The organism is Pseudomonas sp. GNP012 (assembly GCF_054343835.1).
The window spans coordinates 4,655,477-4,677,743 of the sequence record NZ_JBTGUU010000001.1; the positions used below are offsets into that span (position 1 = coordinate 4,655,477).

22 protein-coding genes are annotated in these 22,267 nt (G+C 61.0%); 8 read left to right on the top strand and 14 right to left on the bottom strand.

The genetic code is table 11. The features are described 5' to 3' along the window. Positions 1-509: 509 nt before the first annotated feature. Positions 510-1,847, top strand: coding sequence for an MFS transporter (locus tag ACXX83_RS21035; RefSeq protein WP_217836428.1), 1,338 nt, complete (start codon positions 510-512; stop codon positions 1,845-1,847). Positions 1,848-1,910: 63 nt separating this feature from the next. Here ACXX83_RS21035 and ACXX83_RS21040 read toward each other — a convergent pair whose 3' ends face one another. Both ACXX83_RS21040 and ACXX83_RS21045 read right to left on the bottom strand, forming a co-directional pair. Further along, the gene (locus ACXX83_RS21040) at positions 1,911-2,795 is read right to left on the bottom strand and encodes a DMT family transporter (RefSeq protein ID WP_015096931.1); all 885 of its coding nucleotides are present in this window, start codon (positions 2,793-2,795) and stop codon (positions 1,911-1,913) included. A gap of 125 nt (positions 2,796-2,920) precedes the next feature. Then, the gene (locus ACXX83_RS21045; protein ID WP_015096932.1) at positions 2,921-3,697 is read right to left on the bottom strand and encodes an IclR family transcriptional regulator; all 777 of its coding nucleotides are present in this window, start codon (positions 3,695-3,697) and stop codon (positions 2,921-2,923) included. 166 nt (positions 3,698-3,863) lie between these two features. Between ACXX83_RS21045 and ypfJ the strand changes: the two genes are divergently transcribed. Together ypfJ and ACXX83_RS21055 are read left to right on the top strand one after the other, a co-directional pair. Continuing rightward, the gene (gene ypfJ / locus ACXX83_RS21050) at positions 3,864-4,757 is read left to right on the top strand and encodes a KPN_02809 family neutral zinc metallopeptidase (RefSeq protein WP_015096933.1); all 894 of its coding nucleotides are present in this window, start codon (positions 3,864-3,866) and stop codon (positions 4,755-4,757) included. Further along, positions 4,758-5,717, top strand: a complete 960-nt coding sequence (locus ACXX83_RS21055) for an alpha/beta hydrolase (protein WP_458549489.1) — start codon at positions 4,758-4,760, stop codon at positions 5,715-5,717. Positions 5,718-5,860: 143 nt separating this feature from the next. Here the strand turns inward: ACXX83_RS21055 and ACXX83_RS21060 are convergent, their stop codons facing one another. From ACXX83_RS21060 to ACXX83_RS21070, 3 genes are all read right to left on the bottom strand, one after another. After that, positions 5,861-6,454 (bottom strand): HAD family hydrolase, encoded by a 594-nt coding sequence (locus ACXX83_RS21060; protein ID WP_407801016.1) that lies wholly within the window; start codon positions 6,452-6,454, stop codon positions 5,861-5,863. Further along, positions 6,451-7,320: an acyl-CoA thioesterase II gene (gene tesB / locus ACXX83_RS21065; RefSeq protein WP_458549490.1), complete on the bottom strand. Its 870-nt coding sequence runs from the start codon at positions 7,318-7,320 to the stop codon at positions 6,451-6,453. The genes ACXX83_RS21060 and tesB overlap by 4 nt, the downstream gene beginning before the upstream one ends. A 105-nt stretch (positions 7,321-7,425) precedes the next feature. Continuing rightward, positions 7,426-7,995, bottom strand: a complete 570-nt coding sequence (locus tag ACXX83_RS21070) for a GNAT family N-acetyltransferase (RefSeq protein WP_217836432.1) — start codon at positions 7,993-7,995, stop codon at positions 7,426-7,428. 79 nt (positions 7,996-8,074) lie between these two features. Between ACXX83_RS21070 and ACXX83_RS21075 the strand changes: the two genes are divergently transcribed. Together ACXX83_RS21075 and ACXX83_RS21080 are read left to right on the top strand one after the other, a co-directional pair. After that, positions 8,075-8,995, top strand: a complete 921-nt coding sequence (locus ACXX83_RS21075) for a histone deacetylase family protein (RefSeq protein WP_217836433.1) — start codon at positions 8,075-8,077, stop codon at positions 8,993-8,995. 284 nt (positions 8,996-9,279) lie between these two features. Next, a complete protein-coding gene (locus ACXX83_RS21080; RefSeq protein ID WP_458549491.1) occupies positions 9,280-10,521 on the top strand; it encodes a TIGR03862 family flavoprotein in 1,242 nt (413 codons plus the stop codon). A gap of 130 nt (positions 10,522-10,651) precedes the next feature. Here ACXX83_RS21080 and rhlE1 read toward each other — a convergent pair whose 3' ends face one another. Further along, positions 10,652-11,992 carry an RNA helicase RhlE1 gene (rhlE1, locus tag ACXX83_RS21085; RefSeq protein ID WP_458549492.1) on the bottom strand — a complete coding sequence of 447 codons (1,341 nt, stop codon included), beginning with the start codon at positions 11,990-11,992 and terminating at the stop codon, positions 10,652-10,654. 78 nt (positions 11,993-12,070) lie between these two features. After that, positions 12,071-13,000 (bottom strand): drug/metabolite exporter YedA, encoded by a 930-nt coding sequence (yedA, locus tag ACXX83_RS21090; RefSeq protein WP_458549493.1) that lies wholly within the window; start codon positions 12,998-13,000, stop codon positions 12,071-12,073. 165 nt (positions 13,001-13,165) lie between these two features. On the opposite strand from yedA, the gene ACXX83_RS21095 reads away from it, so the two are divergent. Next, positions 13,166-13,621, top strand: a complete 456-nt coding sequence (locus ACXX83_RS21095; protein WP_007994028.1) for an Lrp/AsnC family transcriptional regulator — start codon at positions 13,166-13,168, stop codon at positions 13,619-13,621. A 120-nt stretch (positions 13,622-13,741) separates the two neighbouring features. Here the strand turns inward: ACXX83_RS21095 and ACXX83_RS21100 are convergent, their stop codons facing one another. From ACXX83_RS21100 to ACXX83_RS21110, 3 genes are all read right to left on the bottom strand, one after another. Then, the gene (locus tag ACXX83_RS21100; protein ID WP_458549494.1) at positions 13,742-14,347 is read right to left on the bottom strand and encodes a 3'-5' exonuclease; all 606 of its coding nucleotides are present in this window, start codon (positions 14,345-14,347) and stop codon (positions 13,742-13,744) included. A 22-nt stretch (positions 14,348-14,369) separates the two neighbouring features. Then, complete coding sequence (locus ACXX83_RS21105; RefSeq protein WP_015096943.1) at positions 14,370-14,849, bottom strand: LabA-like NYN domain-containing protein; 480 nt, start codon at positions 14,847-14,849, stop codon at positions 14,370-14,372. A gap of 124 nt (positions 14,850-14,973) precedes the next feature. After that, a complete protein-coding gene (locus ACXX83_RS21110) occupies positions 14,974-15,750 on the bottom strand; it encodes a DUF2076 domain-containing protein (RefSeq protein WP_458549495.1) in 777 nt (258 codons plus the stop codon). Positions 15,751-15,928: 178 nt separating this feature from the next. On the opposite strand from ACXX83_RS21110, the gene ACXX83_RS21115 reads away from it, so the two are divergent. Together ACXX83_RS21115 and ACXX83_RS21120 are read left to right on the top strand one after the other, a co-directional pair. Next, complete coding sequence (locus ACXX83_RS21115; protein WP_458549496.1) at positions 15,929-16,603, top strand: YciC family protein; 675 nt, start codon at positions 15,929-15,931, stop codon at positions 16,601-16,603. A 66-nt stretch (positions 16,604-16,669) separates the two neighbouring features. After that, positions 16,670-17,749: an endonuclease/exonuclease/phosphatase family protein gene (locus ACXX83_RS21120; RefSeq protein ID WP_458549497.1), complete on the top strand. Its 1,080-nt coding sequence runs from the start codon at positions 16,670-16,672 to the stop codon at positions 17,747-17,749. Positions 17,750-17,884: 135 nt separating this feature from the next. On the opposite strand, the gene ACXX83_RS21125 is transcribed toward ACXX83_RS21120, so the two are convergent. From ACXX83_RS21125 to ACXX83_RS21140, 4 genes are all read right to left on the bottom strand, one after another. Continuing rightward, entirely contained in the window at positions 17,885-18,718 is an 834-nt protein-coding gene (locus ACXX83_RS21125) for an ABC transporter ATP-binding protein (RefSeq protein ID WP_007975815.1), read from the bottom strand. Beyond that, positions 18,706-19,509, bottom strand: a complete 804-nt coding sequence (locus tag ACXX83_RS21130) for an ABC transporter permease (protein WP_007975817.1) — start codon at positions 19,507-19,509, stop codon at positions 18,706-18,708. The genes ACXX83_RS21125 and ACXX83_RS21130 overlap by 13 nt, the downstream gene beginning before the upstream one ends. Positions 19,510-19,517: 8 nt before the next feature. Then, positions 19,518-20,504, bottom strand: coding sequence for an ABC transporter substrate-binding protein (locus ACXX83_RS21135; RefSeq protein ID WP_458549498.1), 987 nt, complete (start codon positions 20,502-20,504; stop codon positions 19,518-19,520). A 375-nt stretch (positions 20,505-20,879) separates the two neighbouring features. Continuing rightward, positions 20,880-22,250, bottom strand: coding sequence for an aspartate aminotransferase family protein (locus ACXX83_RS21140; protein ID WP_458549499.1), 1,371 nt, complete (start codon positions 22,248-22,250; stop codon positions 20,880-20,882). Positions 22,251-22,267: the final 17 nt, after the last annotated feature.

Below are 22,267 nucleotides of genomic sequence, written 5' to 3' on the forward strand. Positions count from 1 at the left end.
GGGGCATCGCACGCCCGATCCCTGTAGGAGCCTTCGGCCGCTCCTACAGGGGTAGTGTTTGTCCTGGGTAAATTATTGGCTTGGCGATCCCGCACAGCAATTCAAAGTGTACTATCCGGTTAGTTTTGTGTTCGATTATCGAACACAATGGTGGTTGGCGAATTGACGATTTTTTGTCCACTGCGCAACATCAACACCACATTGGGTCCGGTCATGAATCACCGGTTCCCAGTTAACAAGACCCAGAACACCACATAAAAATTTCAAAAAACGGGTATACGCTCATGCGCTCCTTCAACGCCTTGCTCGATCACTCAACCGTCATTACGCCTTGCCTGGCGTCCATCCGCCCCCCGCGCACCGCTGGCACTCGCGTGCCGCTCGCTGAATAACTCGTCAGCCCGACGAACACAGCCGATCAGTCCAACCGCGCCCGTCGCCATCGATTGATCACGCGCCCTTGAAGTCCCGACGAGCTTCGCTTGTCAGTCATTGAACGGATGGCACACATGAATCCTGCACCTAGCTCACGCATGGCTCCGGCCATGAGCGCTGCCTCTGGCGGCATCGGCGATAAAATCCGCGGCGCCATGGCGGTCGGCAAAACCCGTTGGGGCATGCTGGCGCTGGTGTTTTTCGCCACTACCCTGAACTACATCGACCGCGCCGCCCTGGGCGTAATGCAGCCTATCCTGGCCAAGGAGATGAGCTGGACGGCGATGGACTACGCCAACATCAACTTCTGGTTCCAGGTCGGTTACGCCATCGGCTTCGTGCTGCAAGGCCGCTTGATCGACCGGGTCGGCGTCAAGCGCGTGTTCTTCTGCGCGGTGTTGCTCTGGAGCCTGGCAACCGGCGCCCATGGCCTGGCCACTTCAGCGGCCGGCTTCATGGTCTGCCGTTTCATCCTTGGCCTGACCGAAGCCGCCAACTATCCGGCCTGCGTGAAAACCACCCGCCTGTGGTTCCCGGCCGGCGAGCGCGCCGTGGCCACCGGGATATTCAATGCCGGGACCAACGTCGGTGCGATGGTCACCCCGATGCTGCTGCCGCTGATCCTCCACGCATGGGGCTGGCAGGCCGCGTTCCTGTGCATGTCGGCACTGGGCGGGATCTGGTTGCTGTTCTGGGGCCTGAAGTACTTCAACCCGGAAGAGCATCCGAGCGTCAAACAATCGGAACTGGACTACATCCAGAAGGAAGTCGAGCCGGAACAATCCCGCGTGCCGTTCTCGAAGATCCTGCGCATGCGCGGCACCTGGGCCTTCGCCCTCGCCTACTCGATGACCGCGCCGGTGTTCTGGTTCTACCTGTACTGGCTGCCGCCGTTCCTCAATCAGCAATACAACCTGGGCATCAACGTGACCCAGATGGGCATTCCGCTGATCATCATCTACCTCACCGCCGACTTCGGCAGCGTCGGCGGCGGCATCCTCTCCTCGTTCCTGATCGGTCGCGGCGTCAACCCGATCAAGGCGCGACTGATGTCCATGTTCCTGTTCGCCTGCTGCATCATCGGCGTCATCATGGCTGCCGGCTCCAGCAATCTATGGGTTGCGGTGGCCGCCATCTCCCTGGCCATCGGCGCGCACCAGGCCTGGACAGCTAACATCTGGAGCCTGGTGATGGACTACACACCCAAGCACATGATGAGTACGGTGTTCGGTTTCGGCGGCATGTGTGCGGCGATTGGCGGGATGTTCATGACTCAGTTGGTCGGCCATATCCTGACCATCACCAACAACAACTACACCGTGCTGTTCACCATGATTCCGGCGATGTACTTCATTGCGCTGATCTGGATGTACTTCATGGCACCGCGCAAGATTCCGACAGTAGAAGTCTGATGCTCCCTCCGCGCAGGCCCGATCTCGGGTCTGCGCTTTTTTTTGCCTGCGTTTTGCCGCAGCTTAGCGGCGGCTTTGCTGCCAGGCCGCTGCCAACCCGCTGCAACAGATCACGGCAATGCCGAGCACGGTGGTCAGTGTCGGCGTATGGGAAAACAGCAGCCAGCCCAGCAGGCCGGCGAAGATGATCTGGCAATAGCTGAACGGTGCCAGCAGTGCCGGTGCCGCGAGACGAAAAGCCTGGGTCAGGAACAGGTGCGCCGTCATCCCGCAGGCCCCCAGCGCCAGCATCATCGCGCCATGCACCAGGTTCGGTGTCTGCCAGAAGAACGGCACCAGCGCACTCATCACCAGCGTGTTGCACAGGCCCGCGAAAAAGTTGCTGGTGGTCGGGCTGTCGATCTCACTGAGCTTGCGCGTCAGCAGTTGATAGAAGCAGAAAAACAGCGCCGAGCAGAACGGCAGCAACACCGCCGGGGTAAACAGATCTCCCCCCGGGTGAACGATGATCAGCACCCCGATAAAACCGCAGATCACCGCCAGCCATTGCCCCCGCGTCACCCGCTCGCCAAGCAGCGGCACCGACAGCGCGGTGACCAGCACCGGCGCCAGGAAGTTGACCGACGTGGCCTCCGCCAACGGGATGTACATCAGCCCCGTGGTGAAAAACAGACTGGTGCCCAGCAGGCACAATGCCCGGATCAATTGCAGAAATGGCCGCTTGGTACGCAACACTCGTAGCCCGGATTGCGGCAGGAAAATCCCGGCCATCAGCAAGGTGTGAACCACGTAACGCGCCCAGACCACCATGACAATGGGATAGAAACCGGAGAGGTATTTGGAAAAGGCGTCGTGGCTGGAAAACAGGAAAGTCGCGACAACGATCAGCAGGATCCCTTTGAAGGGCTGATTGACGCCGGAAAGCGGGGTACTGCTGGGCGACGTCAAGACAAAGTCCTTTTATGGGTTGAGGCGAGACATGAATAATTTAGAACCTGGTTCCATTTTATGAAATCTACGACTCAAGAAAGTGGGCGAATACCGCACACTGTTTATTCAAGCAGACTTCAGGTTCAACTGAACAACTCTGATGCCTGGCTCGCCAGCGAAAGCTCATCGGCGTATTTCAACAAGGTTGGCGCCAATTCATGCAATCGCGCACCGGGCATTCGCGCACTTGGCCCGGCAATACTGAGCACGCCGATGACCCGGCCATCCAGTGGATGACGCACCACGGCGGCAATCGCCGAGGTGCCCACCGCCGAACTTTCCTCGACCCAGGCATAACCCTGCTCCCGCGCCAGACGCAAGCGCTCCAGCAGTTCAATATTCGAACGCGGTGCATTAGGCCCGACGTCTTGAGGCAACTCGGTCCCTTGCCGCTCAACCAGCAACAGCGCCTCGGCATCGCTCATGCACGCCAGCCACGCGTGCCCGGAGGCCGTGTAGAACAAAGGCGCATCGCGCCCCATGTCCGGGTCGTAGCGCAGACCGGAACGGGCACCCTGGGACTTGGCGATCCACACCTGGCGCTCCCCCTGGATCACCCCCAGACGCACCAGCTCACCGGTTTCCCCGGCCAGACGATCGAGCACTGGCTGGATGATATCCGCGCCGCTGCCGGACAAGTATCGAAAGCCCATGGCCACCAGCTTGGTCGACAGGTGATAGCGCAGGTTGTCCGGATTCTGCCGCACGTACCCCAGGCGAATCAGTTCAGCGAGCAAACGATGAGTCGCGCTTTTAGGGATTTCCAGTTGCTCGGCCAACGTCTGCATCGGCAAACCCTGCGGTTCACCGGTCAGGCTTTCCAGCACGCTGAAGACACGTTCGATCTGACTGCCAGCCATGGTATGTCCCAAACAAAATTTGGCTGATTCTAGAAGAGAAGCCCCACGAAGCAAAATATGGAACCAGTCACACAACCGGCAGTCTGACGACCGGACTGGCGCGGCTCCCACTTGGCAGCAACACTCATCGCACGGCTCGTGACCCGGAACAGAAGAGGATTCACACATGCTATGGAAAAAAGGCCGACGCAGCGACAACGTGGTCGATGCCCGTGGTGATGATGTCGGCAGTGGCGGCGGCGGGATGCGCTTCGGCGGTGGCAAGGGCCTGAGCCTGACGGCGATCCTGCTGATCGTCGGCATCGGCTGGATCACCGGCCAGGATCCGCTGCAAATCCTCGGACAACTGACCGGGCAAATGGACCAGCAATCGGCACCCGCCACCAACCAGAGCCGCAAGGCACCGCCGGCCAATGACGAAGGCGCGGAGTTCGTGCGCTCGATCCTCGGCGACACCGAAGACACCTGGGGCACGATATTCCAGCAGGCCGGCCGTCAATACAAAGACCCGACCCTGGTGCTGTTCAGCAACCGCGTGAACTCGGCCTGCGGTCTGGCTACCTCGGCCACCGGGCCGTTCTATTGCCCGGCGGACCAGAAGGTCTACCTGGACATGGCGTTCTTCCAGGAAATGTCCCAACGCTTTTCCGCCGCGGGCGACTTCGCCCAGGCCTACGTAATCGCTCACGAAGTCGGACACCATGTGCAGACCCTGCTTGGAGTGTCTGCAAAAATTCAGGCAGCCCGCCAACAAGGCCGGCAGATGGAAGGCGACGGCGGTTTGCTGGTTCGTCAGGAACTGCAAGCCGATTGCCTGGCCGGTGTCTGGGCCAACAATGCGCAGAAGCGCCTGAACTGGCTGGAACCGGGCGACATCGAAGAAGCACTGAACGCAGCGAACGCCATCGGTGACGATCGTTTGCAGCAACAGGGTCAGGGCCGCGTGGTCCCGGATTCGTTCACCCACGGTACGTCAGCGCAACGGGTGCGCTGGTTCAAAACCGGTTTCGCCCAAGGCCAGGTAAGCCAGTGCGATACCTTTGCGACGAAAAATCTGTAAATGAAGAAGTGGTTGTTGGTTGTTCTGTTTACTTGCGCAACGTCCCAGGCCGCCGAGCATGAGGTCAAGGAACTCAGTCCCGGGCGCCTGCTGTTGAAATCAGGTGAAATCGCGGTGGGCATCAGCCCCGCCCCGGCAAAAATCGAACGGGTGCTGATCATCCTCCACGGTCGCTTGCGCAACGCGCAAACTTATCTGCAGAGCGGTGAGCACGCGGCCGAACTGGCCGGGCAAAGCGCAACGACCCTGGTGATCGCCCCGCAATTCCTCAATGAAACCGATGTTGCGGTTCATCCGGTGGCCGACACCGTTTTGCGCTGGCAAGGCAATGAATGGATGGCCGGCGGCGAATCCACGGCGCCGTTTCGGCTGAGTTCCTACGCCGCGCTCGACGAAATCATTGCCCGCCTGGGAGATCGCCAGCAGTTTCCGGATGTGAAGCAAATTGTCATCGCCGGGCACTCCGGGGGCGCGCAGGTGGTTCAGCGCTATGCGTTGCTCGGTCATGATCAGCCAGCCCTCGAGGCGGCCGGCGTACAGGTTCGATACGTGATTGCCAACCCGTCGTCCTACGCCTATTTCGATGAGCGCCGGCCCGTGGCGTTCAGTCACGCCGGTTGCCCGCAATTCAATCGCTGGAAGTATGGGCTAGCGGATTTGCCCGCCTACGCCGAAGGACAAACGCCCACACAACTGCAGGAAAAGTACCTTAAGCGTGACATCGTTTACCTACTGGGCCAGCAGGACACCGACCCGAATCATCCGGCGCTGGATAAAAGCTGTGAGGCCAGGGCGCAAGGGCCGTATCGGTTGGCGCGCGGGCGTTTTTACTTTGATTATCTGAAGCGGCTGCAACCGCAAGGGCTGAAGCAGCAACTGATTGAAGTACCCGGAGTCGGGCATAGCGGGGACGGGATGTTTACCTCGCCGGAGGGGCAGAAGGCATTGTTTGGGCAGTAGGTGTTGCACTGCCTGATCTGACGCCTTCGCGAGCAGGCTCGCTCCCACAAGGATTTTGCGGTGAACACATCATTTGTGAACACCAGAAATCAAATGTGGGAGCGAGCCTGCTCGCGAAAGCGGTTGACCAGGCAACGAGGCAATCAAGCCGACAACATCTGCCGCAACTCGACACAATCCGCCGCATGCCAATCGGTCAATTCCGGCCAAGGATTATCCGGCAGGTTCACCAGCACCGTGCGTGCCCCCGCCGCCCGCCCGCAATCGAGATCAAAACGGTAATCACCGACCATCACCATCTCGCTTGCCGGCACCTTCCACGCTTCGGCCAGTTTCAGTAAACCGCCCGGATGAGGCTTGGGCGGTGCTTCATCACGCCCCAGCACGTCCTCGACCGCAAAGCAGTCGGCCAGACCAATGGCCTCCAGCGTGACATGCGCCAGCTCCCGGGCATTGCGCGTGAGAATGCCCAGGCGATAACCGCGCCCGGCCAGCTCGCGCACCAACTCCACTGCGCCCGGCGCCGGTTTCGAACCGAGGGCCAGGTCCCGTTCGTGCTCCAGCAACCACGCATGCTTGGCAGCGGCTTCATCAGCTGGCAGTGCGGCGAGGTGGGTCAGGATGTCGTGTTCGGCAGGAATCGCCAAGGCTACGCGAATCGCTGCGAAGTCGTGCACGGCCACGGTCAGGGTGCCGTCCATGTCGAACACCCAGTGACGCACGTCGGCCAGGCTCACGCCCAATCCTTGCGGTGACGGATCAAGCCTTCCTGAGTGACCGAGGCCACCAGTTGCCCGGCGCGATTGAACACACTGCCTCGGGAGAATCCGCGGGAGTTGCCGGCCCACGGGCTGTCCATCGCGTAAAGCAGCCAGTCATCGGCACGCAGATTCTGGTGGAACCACAGTGCGTGATCGAGGCTGGCGACTTGCATGTCCTTGTGCCAGACCGATTTGCCATGGGGCTGCATCGAGGTGACCAGCAGACCGAAGTCCGATGCATAGGCCAGCAGGTATTTATGCAGCGCCGGCGAATCGGCCAAAGCTCCGTCGGCGCGGAACCAGACGTACTTGACCGGATCGGACGGCAGCGGGTTGTAGGGATCTTTTTCAGTCACCGGGCGGAATTCGATCGGCTTGGGGCACAACAGCTTTTCGCGCATTTTCTCGGGAATCAGGTGCGCGCGCTGCTGGGTGATTTCCAGCTCCGAAGGCAGATTTTCCGGGCCAACCACAACCGGCATTTCGCTCTGGTGCTCAAAGCCTTCCTCGTCGTACTGGAATGACGCACTGCATGTGAAGATCGGGTGGCCCTTCTGGATCGCCGTCACCCGGCGCGTGCTGAAGCTGCCGCCGTCACGCACCCGGTCAACCTGATACACCACCGGCAACCCGGCATCACCCGGACGCAGGAAATAGCCGTGCATCGAATGCACATGGCGCGCCTCTTCTACCGTCTGACTCGCCGCCGACAGCGACTGGCCGAGTACCTGGCCACCGAACAGCTGACGGAAACCCAGGTCCTGGCTACGGCCGCGGAACAGGTTTTCCTCGATCGGTTCCAGGGTCAGCAAGTCGACCAGATCTTCCAACACTTGGCTCATTCAGACTCTCCTCACGCAAAACATTGCCGCGCAGTCTTGGCTGCAACGGTCGATTCAGTTTCCGGCCCGGGCCAGCATGGGGCCATTGTAAACGTCCGTGCCAGCTTATCCATGCAAGGTTTGCAGCCATTGTTCGCGGCTGATGCGATACAGAACGTGCCGACGCAACGGATGATCGGCTTCGAGTCGCGGGTGTTCGAAGTCATCCGCCGGGTCATGGTGCATGCCGATGGCCTGCATGACTTTCTCTGACGGCAGGTTGGTTTGCGTCGTGAAGGCCACCACCTCTTTCAGTGGCAAGCGGTCGAACCCGCAGCGCAGAGCGGTCCACGCCGCTTCACTGGCGTAACCGAGGCCCCAGTGCTCGCGGGCCAGGCGCCAGCCGATTTCCGTTGCAGGGGTGAATGGCGCGTCGAATCCGACCACATTGAGCCCGGTAAACCCGATGAACTGGCCAGAGTCCTTTCGCTGCAAGGCCCAGAGCCCATAACCATGCTCGGCGAAATGACCACGGATTCGCCCGATCAATGACGCGCTTTCCAGCCGACTCAAAGTGCCCGGAAAATAGCGCATCACCTGCGGATCGGCACACATCGCCGCAAAGTCCGCCAGATCTTCATCGCGCCACTGGCGCAACAGCAGCCGAGCGCTTTCAAGCTCCAGTATTGGCTCCATCGTGCCCCGCCCCTCCATTTCAATGTCGCCAGTCTACAACGCTGGTAGGATCCTTCTCTCATTCCTACATGAAATGACCATGCCACTGCCGCTGATTTATCACGAAGACTACAGTCCCGAGTTTCCGGCGGATCACCGCTTCCCCATGGACAAGTTCCGCCTGCTGCGCGATCACCTGGTGGACAGCGGCCTGACCCGCGACGCCGACCTGCTGCGCCCGGATCTGTGTCCGGCAGACATTCTCGCCCTCGCCCATGACCCTTCGTATATCGACCGCTACATGAGTGGCGATTTGTCCCGCGAAGACCAGCGCCGCCTCGGCCTGCCCTGGAGCGAAGCCCTGGCCCGGCGCACGGTGCGGGCAGTCGGCGGCTCACTGCTGGCGGCCGAGCAGGCGCTGGAGCATGGCCTGGCCTGTCACCTGGCGGGCGGCACCCATCATGCGCACTACGACTACCCGGCCGGGTTCTGCATCTTCAATGACCTGGCGGTGATCAGCCACTACCTGCTGGAGAGTGGTCGGGTGAACCGGGTGCTGATCTTCGATTGCGACGTGCATCAAGGCGACGGGACCGCACGAATCCTGCACCACACCCCGGAAGCGGTAACCGTTTCCCTGCACTGCGAAAAGAACTTTCCTGCACGCAAAGCCGAAAGTGACTGGGACATTCCGCTGCCCAACGGCATGGGTGATGCCGACTACCTGAAGGTGGTGGACGATGCGCTCAACTACCTGCTGCCGCTCTACCAACCGGATCTGGTGCTGTATGACGCCGGGGTCGATGTGCATAAGGACGACGCCCTGGGTTATCTGAAGCTGACAGACGAAGGCGTCGCCGCCCGCGATGAAAGCGTGATGCGCCATTGCCTGGGCCGCGACATCCCGCTGGTCGGGGTGATCGGCGGCGGCTACAGCAAAGACCGCCAGGCCCTGGCCCGCCGCCACGGCATCCTCCATCACAGCGCGCAGCGCGTCTGGCAGTCATCAGGCTGTCACTGAGTTGTTGTGGATGCTTTACCCACAATGCCTGTGGAGCTGCCTGTGGATAACCTGAGTGAAAGGGTCTGCAGGTCATGCCGTCTATAGGCTACAGAGGATTGATTGTTTTTTAACCACCTTTAAAAACACCACAAGTCAACTGTGGGAGCGAGCCTGCTCGCGAAGGCGATCTGTCCTTCAACATGGATGTCGACTGATACAACGCTTTCGCGAGCAGGCTCGCTCCCACAGGGATTCGGGCTGGTAGAATGCCCGGCTTATCCCGCCAGACCGCAGTGCATCCCATGACTCAACCTTCACCAGCCCTCCTCTCTAACGTCGCCATCATCGGCGGCGGTCCTGCCGGTTTGATGGCAGCTGAAGTGCTGAGCCAGGCCGGGATCAAGGTCGACCTGTACGACGGCATGCCTTCGGTTGGACGAAAATTCCTCCTGGCCGGCGTCGGCGGCATGAACATCACTCACTCCGAAGCCTACCCGGCATTTCTCTCGCGCTACGCCGAACGCGCCCCGCAAATCGCCCCGCTGCTGCGCGGCTTCGGCGCCGAAGCGCTGTGCCAGTGGATTCACGAGCTGGGCATCGAAACCTTCGTCGGCAGTTCCGGCCGGGTATTCCCCACCGACATGAAAGCCGCACCGCTGCTGCGCGCCTGGCTCAAGCGCCTGCGCGACAGCGGTGTAGTTATCCACACCCGCCATCGCTGGCTCGGCTGGAACGAGCATGGCGGTTTGCGCATCGACAGCCCGGAAGGCGAAAAAACCGTGCAAGCCGATGCCACCCTGCTCGCCCTCGGTGGCGGCAGTTGGTCACGACTGGGTTCGGACGGCGCCTGGATGCAGGCACTGGAGCAGCACGGCGTAGGACTGGCACCTTTGCAACCGAGCAATTGCGGCTTCGAGGTGCAGGCCTGGAGCGAATTGATGGTCAGCAAATTCGCCGGCGCGCCGCTGAAAAATATCGCCATCGGCCTGAACGACGACATTCCCCGGCTCGGCGAATGCGTGATGACCGCCACCGGGATCGAGGGCAGTTTGATCTACGCCCTGTCGGCACCGATCCGCGAAGCGATCAACCAGCACGGTACAGCGACGATTCATCTGGACCTGCTGCCCGGCCGGCCTGTGGATAAAGTTCTGGCGGCGTTGAGCAAACCACGAGGTTCACGCTCGATGGCCAAGCACCTGCACAGTCAGTTGGGTATCGATGGGGTAAAAGCGGCGCTTTTGCGTGAACTCACCAGTGCCGAGTGCTTTGCCGATATGGCCTTGCTGGCCAAGGCGATCAAGGCATTGCCACTGACACTGGTGAAAACCCGTCCACTGGACGAGGCCATCAGCAGCGCGGGCGGTGTGTTGTTCGAGGCGATGGATGAGCGCTTGATGCTCAAGCAAATGCCTGGCGTGTTTTGCGCCGGGGAAATGCTTGATTGGGAAGCGCCGACAGGCGGTTATCTGCTGACCGCGTGTTTTGCCAGTGGGCGAGCGGCTGGGTTGGGGATGGTGGAGTGGTTGCGGCGCGAGGGCTGAGACCAAGTCGCCCCAATCGCGAGCAAGCTCGCTCCCACATTGATCTTCAGTGAACACATAATTTGTGTACGACATGGATCCTGTGGGAGCGAGCTTGCTCGCGATGGCGGTCGAACGGTCGCTGAAGCTATTAAGGCTTACGCTTACGCGGCCCGGTATTGAACACCGGCACTTTGCGCACCGGCTTGATCGAAGGCTCCGCCGGTGCAACCTCTCCGCTATCCACCCACTTGCCAAGATTGCGTTTGCCACCGCCACCACCGGAAGCCTTGGGCTTCTTCGGTTTCTTCGGCTTCTTGACGACCTGGCCACTGGCATCGGTGTCCGGTACGCGGTGCTCCGGCTCGAAGTCCGGCTCGTTCTGCCGCTTCAAGGTCTGGCGGGTCAGCATCTCGATGGCCGACAGCAGATTCACTTCATCGGCGCACACCAGGGAAATCGCCTCGCCGGTCGAGCCCGCGCGGCCGGTACGACCGATGCGGTGGATGTAATCCTCGGCGACGATCGGCAAGTCGAAGTTGACCACCAACGGCAGGTCTTCGATGTCCAGGCCACGGGCGGCCACGTCGGTAGCGACCAGAATCTGCACTTCACTTGCCTTGAAACGATCCAGCGCGCGCTGGCGAGTCGCCTGGGGCTTGTCGCCGTGGATGCCGTCGGCGTCGATGCCCAGCCCCTGGAGTTTCTCCACCAGCGCGTCCACGCCGTTGCGGGTCTTGGCGAACACCAGAACCTGCTTCCACTTGCCCTTGCGCATCAGATGCACGAACAGTTCCGGCTTGCGCTTCTTGTCCACCGTCACGATCCATTGCTTGACCGTATTGGCCGCCACGTTGCGCGGGCTGACTTCGATGCTCAGCGGGTCGTTGAGCATCTGCCCGGCCAGCAGGCGGATATCATCGGAGAAGGTCGCGGAGAACAGCAGCGTCTGACGTTTCTTCGGCAGCGCGCGGTAAATGTTCGCCAGCTCCTCGGAAAAGCCCAGGTCGAGCATGCGGTCGGCTTCGTCCAGCACCAGGGTTTGCAGCTGGTTGAACTTCAGCGCGTTCTGGCGGAACAGGTCGAGCAAGCGGCCCGGGGTTGCCACCAGCAGGTCGACACCGCTGCGCAGCTTCATCATTTGCGGGTTGATGCTGACGCCGCCATACACCGCGTAAGTACGCAGCGGCAGATTTTCGGCGTACTGGCGCACGGCTTCGTGAACCTGCTCGGCCAGTTCACGGGTCGGTACCAGGATCAGCGCGCGGACCGAGTTGGCGGTGACTTTCGGCCCTTCCATGGCCAGCAGTTGCAGCAGCGGCAAGGCGAAACCGGCGGTCTTGCCGGTGCCGGTCTGAGCGGCGGCCATCAGGTCGCGACCGGCCAGCACCGCCGGAATGGCTTGCGCCTGAACCGGCGTCGGAGTCTGGTAGCCGAGCGTCTCAAGTGAGCGCAGCAAGGGTTCGATCAGGCCAAGGGTGGCGAAAGTCATGGGAGTACCGTAGGAAAATTCAGCGCGGGTTGTTCAAAACAAGTGTGCAAAACAAGATGCAATGCCGCGCAGTTTACCCTAATTCACTCGGGATTCTGTCGGCACCACCGTCACCACAGGCTTAACCGGCGTCCGACGCCACTGCGGCAATCCGATCAGCACCACGGCGCTGATGATCACAGCCATCGCCAGTGCTTCTTCGATGCCGATGGTCTCGCCGACAAACACGATCCCCAGCAACACCGCCACTGCAGGATTGACGTAGGCATAACTGGTAGCCGCCGCCGGGCGCACGTGTTTCAACAGGTACATGTAGGCGTTGAAGGCGATGATCGAGCCGAACACGGTCAAGTACGCCAGGGCTGCCCAACCTTCGATGGGCGGCACCTTTTCCAGGTGTTCACCGCTGACCGCACTGGCGATCAGCAGCACTACACCACCGACCAACATTTCTACGGCACTTGCCATTGCCCCTTGTGGCAATGGCAAGTGTTTGCTCCATACCGAGCCGAACGCCCAGGTCGCCGCGGCAAAGACCAGCAACGCCGCGCCCAATGGGCTCGATTGCAGATTGGAACCCAGGTTGAGCATGGCAATGCCGATCAGCCCGAGCACAATCCCGGCCCACTCCAGACGGGTATTGCGCGCGCCCCAGAAATACCCACAGAGCAGGGTAAACAGCGGCACCGTCGCTACCGCCAATGCGGCGACACCAGAAGCGACCCCGGTGTGCTCGGCGACACTGACCGCGCCATTGCCACAGGCGAGCAGCAACACGCCAATGACCCCGGCGGCTTTCCACTGCGCCCAGGTCGGTGCCGGCGCCCCGCGCCAGCGCAGGAAGGCGTACATCAAGGTCCCGGCAATGACGAAGCGGATCCCGGCGAGCAGCAGCGGCGGCCAATATTCCACACCGATACGGATCACCAGGTAAGTCGAGCCCCAAATCACGTACAAGGCGAAAAAGGCAGCGATCAAAGGTAAGGGAAAGCGACGAAGGCCGGACATGGGGGGCAGCTCACAGGCAAGGACAAGTGAACGGCTATTCTAGAAAGGCTGGAGACGGAAAATAAGTTACAAAACCTGTTTAAAGCGCCAGTACACTTTTCAAAACACGGAGTTCAGCGCTATAAACCGTGTTTTCGAAAGTCGACCACTTTCAGGAGTCGCACCATGGACAAATACGACCGCATGCTGCTCAGCGCCCTGCTGGAAAACGGTCGCGCGTCCTACGCGGACCTGGCGCGCAAGGTCAACCTGTCAGCCCCCGCCGTGGCCGAGCGCGTGGCCAAGCTCGAAGCCAGCGGCGTGATCACCGGCTATCAGGCGAAGGTCGACATGGCCAAGCTGGGCCTGCCGATCCAGTGCGTGATCGAACTGCGCCTGAACCAGCACGGCAACCAGAAGGCCTACGACGACCTGATCAAAATCCCGCAATTGACCGAATGCCATCGGGTGACCGGCGATCCGTGCGTGATCATGCAAGCCGCGGTGGGCTCTATGCCGGAGCTGGAAGAGTTGATCAACCGGATCGCCACGTTCGGGTTCAGCAAGACGTCGATCGTGTTGTCCAGTGCGATAGAGAAGCGGGTGCCGTTGGGGCATATCGAAGGGAATGGCAAGCTTTGATCGAACGCGGAACCTGTAGGAGCGAGCCTGCTCGCGATGGTCGCCAACGATAACGCGGGAAACCTGACACCCCGTCGCGAGCAGGCTCGCTCCTACAGGGGATTTGTGGTGAGCTCGGGATCAGCGATAGCGCTTGAGATGCTCACCCACCTTCGCCGCCGGCACCTTCTGCAATTTGCACAGCAAGTCATGGGACAGCTCGCGCAGGCCATGCTTGTGGAGCAACTCTTCCTCCAGGTGCGCCGTCAGGTTGGCCGCCATCTCGGCATCGGCCATGGCCCGGTGGGCCTTGCCGGTGTGCGGCAGATTGGCAAACGTGGTGAGGGTGCCGAGTTTGTGGTTCGGCGCGCCAGGCATCAGGCGGCGGGCCAAGAGCAGCGAACAGGCAAAGTTCTGCAAGCGGGTGCGTTTGATTCGCCCGAGTTCGAAGTCCCAGAACTTCTGGTCGAACGCGGCGTTATGCGCGAGCAAGGGTGTGGTGCCGACGAACTCATTCACTTCGTTCATCACCTGCTCCGCCGACGGCGCGGTGCGCAGCATGGTGTTGCTGATGCCGGTAAGCTGCTCGATGAAAGCCGGGACGCGCACGCCGGCGTTCATCAGGCTTTGGTAACGCTCGACAATGCGTCCCTGTTCAAGGATCACCACGGCAATTTCCGTGGCCCGGCAGCTGCTGCTCGGGGAGATCCCGGTGGTTTCAAAGTCGATGACTGCGATGCGTTCCAAACCTGTTTCTACTCCGTAAAAATCAATTCTTGAGCAACAACGCGCCTTCAATCGGCACGTAGCGGCTGGCGGCGCGGATCAGCGAGTTGGCCGTCAGGCCCGGCACGCCGTAGGCCACGGCTTGCACGCCATGCTTGCTGATGATGCGTTCGAGCAGCATGTCGAAATCGCCATCGCCGGAAGCCAGCACGATCTCGTCGACATGGTCGGCGGCGTCCATGATGTCGAGGGTGATACCCACGTCCCAGTCACCCTTGGCCGAACCATCGCTGCGCTGGATGTAGGGCTTGAGCTTCACGGTGAACCCGAGGTTACGCAGGATCTGCTGGAACTGCTGCTGTTTGCTGTCGCCACGGTCGATGGCGTAGGCGTAGGCTTCGACGATCTCGCCCTGCTGGCTGATGTCAGCCCACAGCGCGGCATAGTTGAAATGGCAACCATAAGCCTGACGCACGGTGTAGTAGAGGTTCTGGACATCGGCGAACACTGCGATTTTTTTCACCGGCTTTCCTCAAGGCTGATTCAGGCACCAGGCCCGAAAGGTCGCCCAGTATGCCAGCCCGGAGGATTGTTCCGCGAATAATCGGCTATGTGGCGAGGGAGATTGCTCCCTCGCCACAGATGTGTCAGACGAAGGAATCGTCGTCGCCGCCGAACAACGAATCATCGCTGTAGTCAGCATCGCTGAAGCCACCCTGATCGTTGCTCCAGGAATCGTTGCCGGCCATGCGCTGGTCATCGCCCCAGCCATTGGTGCCCTGGTCGTTGACCTGGGCTGGCTCTTCCTTGATGACTTCGACGACTTCCGGTTGCTGATTGTGATGAAACAGGCTGCTGATGCCTTGAGCCAGCATCACGCCACCCGCCACGCCAGCGGCGGTTTTCAGCGCTCCACCGAGGAAACTGCTGCCGGCCGCTGCCGGTGCTTGCTGCTGTGGGGCATAGCCCTGTTGTGGAAATGCCTGTTGCGCAGCACCGAAGTTCTGCTGTGGCGCTTGCGAACCGAACGACGAGCGCCCCGGCTCACGCCAGCCACCGCTCGATGGCGCCGAACTCTGGGTCGGTGCCGGTTGTGGATCACGGGAAGCGCCGCCAAAGATACTCGACAAAAAGCCACCGCCGCTCGACGCTGGAGCCGGGCTCGCCTGGGCCTTGGCCTGTTGCAGTTCTGCCTGCAATTGCTGGACTTGCCGGGTCAGTTGCTGGTTCTGCTCATCGAGGCTCTTGATCGCTGTCTCTTGCACCAGAATCGCCTGGGTCATGAAATATCCTGCCGCAGGCTGGCGCGTCAGGTGTTCCTTGATCCGCGCCTCGGCCTGGGCGTCACGCGGGGCTGAGTCCGTTTCGGCCTGTTGCAGCCGGGAAAACAGTCCATCGATCAGGGTTTGTTCTTCGCTGTTCATGGCGACCTCGTAGATTGCCGGGAAAATCGTTGCCTTTATCCAACGAGGATAAGGTGCCCGACCTTAATGGAGGCTGAAACAAACTGTTTCAATGACCTTTACTGAACGTTTACGTTTGCGTCTCCCGGCACCTGATCGGTTAAAGTGGACCACTGCTTTCAACCTGCGATACCAACCGATGAATCCGTTAGATGTGCTGCGTGACTCCCTGTATTTCTTCAAGCGCAATCTGGGCCAGATCGTGCAACTGTGCCTGCCGCTGGTGATCCTGGAGGCGTTGCTGCAACAAGTGGTCGACCACTCCACCGAGCCGGACAGTTTCCCCGGCATCAGCGTGATTGTCGGCTTGCTGGTGTACCCGCTGTACACCGCCGCGCTGATTCTGTTTCTTGACGCCCGCAGCCGGGGCGAATCACCGCGCAACCGCGACCTGCTGGCGATGGCGGCGAGCCTGTGGCCGCGCTTCGCCCTGCTGACGGCGCTCAATACCGTGCTGATTTTGCTGGGCCTGTCGCTGTATTTCCTGCCGGGTATCTATCTGATGGTGACCCTGGCGTTTGGCGAATACCTGCTGGTGTTGCGCGGCACGGCGCCGCTGGCGGCCATGAAGGAAAGCCTGCGCATGACCCAAGGTCACTTCCTGCGCATCCTGCTGTGCATTCTGTGTGTGATGGGGCCGCTGTGGCTGCTCAAGGGGGCGACCCTGGCGGCGTACCCCGAACCGCAGAACCCGGTGATCTCGCTGCTGATCGACAGCGCCCACAGTTTCCTGCAGCTGTTTACCAGTGTGGTGCTGTTCCGTTTGTTCATGCTGATCAACCCGTTGCCTGAGAAAAATGACAGCTCGCTCTGACCTTGGGAGCGCCCATCGCTCTCGGGTATGCTCGGGAACAATTTTGCAACGCCAATAAGCTGAGCCATGACCCGTCTACTGCGCCACATCCTGCTGGGCCTGCTGATCGTGATCGGCCTGATCGCCGTGATGACCTACAGCCTGACCTGGCGCCCCGACGCCAAAGAAGTGTTGCCAGTGAGTTGCAGCGGCCAGGCACCCACCCTGGTCCCCGGGCAGGCACTGAAAGTGATGACCTGGAACGTCCAGTACCTGGCCGGCAAGCGTTACGTGTTCTGGAATGACCTGGCCGCCGGTACCGACGAACGCCCCACAGCGGAAGACATGGCCTTCAGCCTCGACGAAGTGGCGCGGGTGATTCGCGACGAACAACCGGACATCGTGCTGTTGCAGGAGCTGGACGACGACGCCAAGGCCAGCGATTACCAGCACCAGTTCAAACTGCTGCAAGAACGGCTCGCCGATTTGTACCCATGCAGCGTCAGCGCCTTCGACTGGAAGGCTGATTTCGTCCCGGACCTGCACATCTTCGGCAGCGTCGGCCGGCAACTGGCAACCCTGAGCCGTTACCGGATCGAACATGCCCAACGCCTGCAACTGCCCGTCGTCTCGGGTAATCCGCTCAGCCGCCAATTCAAACCCAGAAACGCATTGCTGGTGAGCTACTTGCCGTTGAGTGACGGCGGGCAGATGGCGGTGCTCAATACCCATCTGGAGCGTGCGACCCAAGCCGACAACACCTTGCAAAATCAGGTGAACGCCGTGGCCCGGATCCTCGATAAACTCGAAAGCCGTGGCACGCCGTGGTTGATCGGCGGGGATTTCAACCTGTTGCCGCTGGGTCAGTATCGACGCCTGTCCGATGCGCAACGCGCACCCTACTCTGCCGACAGCCCGTTGCACCTGCTGTGGGACAAGTACCCGATGATCCCGACCAACAACGAAGCCAGCGGGATCGACCGCGAGCGCTGGCTGACCCACTACCCGAACGACCCCGGGCTGAACGGCCCGGACCGGACCGTCGACTACCTGTTCTACAGTCCGCGGATCAAACGGGTGGAGGCGACGGTGCGGCAGGACGATACGCTGCGCATCTCCGATCACTTGCCGGTGATTGCGCGGTTCCTGTTGCCCGCAACACCCTAGCCCCTCCAGATGCAAAACCTGTGGGAGCGAGCCTGCTCGCGATTGCGGTGTGTCAGACAGATCAATATTGACTGACACTACGCCATCGCGAGCAGGCTCGCTCCCACAGGGGTCATGCATGTGCTGGAATCAGGCTTAATGCACCTCCTCCAGATCATCATGCAGCAGCCCGAAGATCTCGCGCTTCATCTCGATGAATGAGCGCTCCATGACCATGTCCAGGTTGCGCGGACGTTCGATCGGCACATCGAGGATCTGCTTGATCCGCCCTGGCCTTGCGCCCATGACGTAGACCCGATCGCCGAGCAGAATCGCCTCGTCGATGTCGTGGGTCACGAACAACACGGTCTTCTTGCTGTTGCCCCACACCCGCAGCAACAACTGCTGCATTTGCAGGCGCGTCTGGCTGTCGAGGGCGCCGAAGGGTTCGTCCATCAGCAGGATCTGCGGGTCGTTGGCCAAGGCGCGGGCAATGGCGACGCGCTGCATCATCCCGCCAGACAACTGCTTGGCGTAGTTGTCGGCAAAGCCGCTCAGGCCCACTTCATTGACGTAGTAGTCGACAATATCCTTGCGCTGCGCCGCCGGCATGCCGCGCCGCTTGAGGCCGAACTCGACGTTCTGCCGCACGGTCAGCCACGGGAACAGCGTGTAGCTCTGGAACACCATGCCGCGATCCGCGCCGGGGCCCTCCACCTGTTGGCCGCCGACGTAGATCTCCCCCGACGTCGGTTCGGCCAGGCCGGCGGTGAGGTACAGCAGACTCGATTTGCCGCAACCCGACGGCCCCACCAGTACAGCAAATTGCTGGTCCGGTACCTCGAACGACACTTCTTCCAACGCGGTAAAGGTTCCGCCATCCGGCTTCTTGTAACGCAGGCTGACCTTGTCCACTTGCAGCCGAGGCGCGTTCACCGGGGCAGCCTGAGGGGCGACAAAACGATGAGTGGCGGCGGTTACTGAGCCCATGCGGTAATCCTCAGACGAAGGAAGCGGAACAGTTGATCGGTGACCAGCCCCAGCAGGCCGATGATCGCGATGGCGAGGAAAATCACATCCACCTGGAAGCCGCGCATGGCCTTGAGGCTCAGGTAACCCAGGCCACTGGAAGCGGCGACCAGTTCAGCCACCACCAGGTAAGTCCAGGCCCAGCCCATGGTCACCCGCAGGGTGTCGAGCACGCCTGGCAAGGAAGCCGGGGCGATCACATGCAGCACCGCGTCACGACGGTTCGAACCGAGGGTATAGGAGGCGTTGATCAGATCCTTGGAGATGCCTTTGGACACGTCCGCGATCATCACCAGTTGCTGGAAAAATACGCCGAAAATGATCACCGAGACCCGCTGCTCCAGACCGATGCCGATCCACAGGATGAACAGCGGTACGAACGACGTCACCGGCAGGTAGCGAATGAAGTTGACCATCGGCTCCAGGAACGCCTGGACGATGCGGAAGCTGCCCATCAACAGCCCCAGCGGCACCGCCACCAGGGACGACACGATGAAACCGACCATCACCACTTCGACGCTGGCCCACACATGCTGGCCGAGGGTGCCGTCGCGACCCAGGCGCACAGCGGCCTCGACCACCGCGCCCGGCGTCGGCAGGAACATGCCCGGCACCACACCGCCGTAGGACAACCCGGCCCACAGGCCGACCAACAGCACCCAGGCCAGACCACTCGCGCTCCAGATCACCGAGACCGGCAACCCGGTCTTGGGCGTGATGCAGCGGCTCAGCCACGAATTGCGCTTGAACATGCAGCCTCCTAGAGCGGGGTGACGAAACGGTTGTCGATCAGGTCGTCATTGCTGACGTTGTAGGGCTTGCCTTGCAGCTCGCTGGCGGTCTCGTTGGCCAGTTTGATCAGCGGTGCGCTGTCACCCGGCTTGCCCGGCGAACCCAGCAGTTTTTCGCTCATGGCCTGATCGTAGAAGCGCACGCCCTGGGCGGCCGCTTCCATTTCCTTCGGATCGGCCAGGTAGCCGCCGACACCCTTGGCCATGATTTTGTAGGCTTCCTGCGGATGATCCTTGGTGTACTGCACGGCTTTGTACAAACCGGCCACCAGTGCCTTGACGTCTTCCGGCTGCTTTTCGATGACGGTGCAGTTCAGTGCCACCACGTCGACGATCACCCCCGGTGTGCTGCTGCTGTCGATCAGCACCTTGCCCTGCTGCTTGTCGCGCACCATCGACAGGTGCGGCTCCCAGGTCACGGCAGCAGGTACGCGACCGGCGATGAACGCGGTAGCGGCGTCGTCGGCCGTCATGTTCTGCACGGTGATGTCACTCATTTTCATGCCGTTCTTTTTCAGCAGATACGACAACCAGAACTGCGAGGTCGAACCTTCGTTCACCGCCACGGCCTTGCCTTTGAGTTCCTGCAGGCTCTTGACGTCCTTGCCCACCAGCACGCCGTCGCCACCATGGCTGTCGTCCAGCGCGGCCACAGCCTTGAAGCAGAATTGCGGACGGTACTTGAGCACCTCGTCGATGGTCGACGCCGAGCCGGACAACTCACCGGAAGCTTGTGCGGCCATGTACATCGCCGCCTCTTCGACCACCGGCAATTCGACGGTCAAACCGTTTTCCTTGAAGTAGCCCAGGTCCCGGGCCAGGTACAGGGTGCCGTAGCCGACCCAGGTGGTGTGGCCGATGGACAGGGTGCCGGCCTGGGCGCTGATAGCGACCGTCGCGGCGATGGCGGTGACCGCCAGTGGATGGACAACACGGGTAAGCAAGGACTTGATCATGGAGCACTCCCAAAGCTGTTGATTTAGTTTTGTCATGGGCAGTACGGCGAGCCCTGAATCGGCTGCAACCTGTGGTCTCTGAGGGCCCCTTCGGCGGGCAGCATTCGGCGGGCTGGCGAGATCGATGTTGGCCCAAGGGCGGGATTAGGAAAATGAGGAAATTTGTGGATGCGAGTGATGAAAAAACTGGTTAGCGCGCACTGCAAAAGGGCGTTGTGGGCGGGGATGCCCGAGGTGGGTGCAAGGTGCTGGAATTATGTTGAATGGGCCATAGCATTCGCGAGCAAGCCCGCTCCCACAGGGGATCCGTGTCAGACACAAATCCACTGTGGGAGCGGGCTTGCTCGCGAAGAGGCCCGAGAGAACGCTACACGATCAGAGCCGACCGTATTCCTGCGCCGTACGATCCACCGCTTTCAAGGTCTTGGCGATCAGTTCGTCAATCTCTTCACGGCTGGCAATCAACGCTGGCGCCATGATCATCCGGCCTAAAGTCGAGCGAATGATCACCCCCTCCTCAAAGCCAATCGTACGGCAGCGCCAGGCGATGTCGTTCTCATTGGCGAAGCGCTTACGCGTGGATTTTTCTTCGGCCAGTTGCAGCGCCGCGACCATGCCGGTGCCCTGGATATCGCCCACCAGCGGGTGCTTGCCGAACACTTCGCGCAGGCTCTGTTGCAGGTACGGGCCGATGTCGTCCTTGACCCGCGTCACCACGCCTTCATCGCGCAGGGCCTTGAGGTTGGCAATCGCCACCGCCGCCGCCACCGGGTGCCCGGAATAGGTCAGGCCGTGGGCAAACACGCCGCCCTGCTCCACCAGCACCGAAGCCATTTTCTTCGACAGGATCAGGCCGCCCATGGGGATGTAACCCGAGGTCAGGCCCTTGGCGATGGACAGGGTGTCCGGCTCGAAACCGAAGTACTCGTGGGCGAACCATTCGCCGGTGCGACCGAAGCCGCCGATAACCTCATCGGCGCATAGCAGCACATCGTACTTACGGCAGATGCGCTGGATTTCCGGCCAGTAGCTTTCCGGCGGGAAGATCATCCCGCCGGCACCCTGGAAGGGTTCGGCGATGAAGCCTGCGACCTTGTCCGCACCCAGTTCGAGAATCTTCGCTTCCAGTTGCTGTGCCGCACGCAGACCGAATTCAGCCGGCGTCAGGTTGCCTTCGTGGGCGAAGAAGTACGGCTCGTCGATGTGCTCGATGTCCGGAATCATGCCGCCCATTTCGTGCATGAACTTCATGCCGCCCAGTGCCGTCGCGGCCAGGGTCGAACCGTGGTAACCGTTCCAGCGGCCAATCATGATTTTCTTCTCGGGCTTGCCGAGCACCTGCCAGTAACGCCGCACCGTGCGGATCAACACCTCGTTGGCCTCGGAGCCGGAGTTAGTGTAGATCGCGTGGCTGTAATGACCCGGCAGCAGGCTGAACAGCAGCTCGGACAGCTCGATCACCTGCGGGTGGGTGGTGTGGAAAAACATGTTGTAGTACGGCAGCTGTTCCAGTTGCTGGCTCGCCGCGGCCGCCAGGTCCTTGCGCCCGTAACCGAGGTTGGTGCACCACAGCCCGGACATGCCGTCGAGGTAACGGCGGCCATCGTTGTCCCACAGGTGCAGGCGCTCGCCACGGACCATCACCCGTGGCCCCTCATCGTTGAGGGCTTTCTGATCGACGAACGCATGGATGTGGTGCGCAGCGTCGGCGGCCTGGTAGTCGCGGGTTTCACGTGGTGTGGTCATCGCCAGTTCTCCGTTTT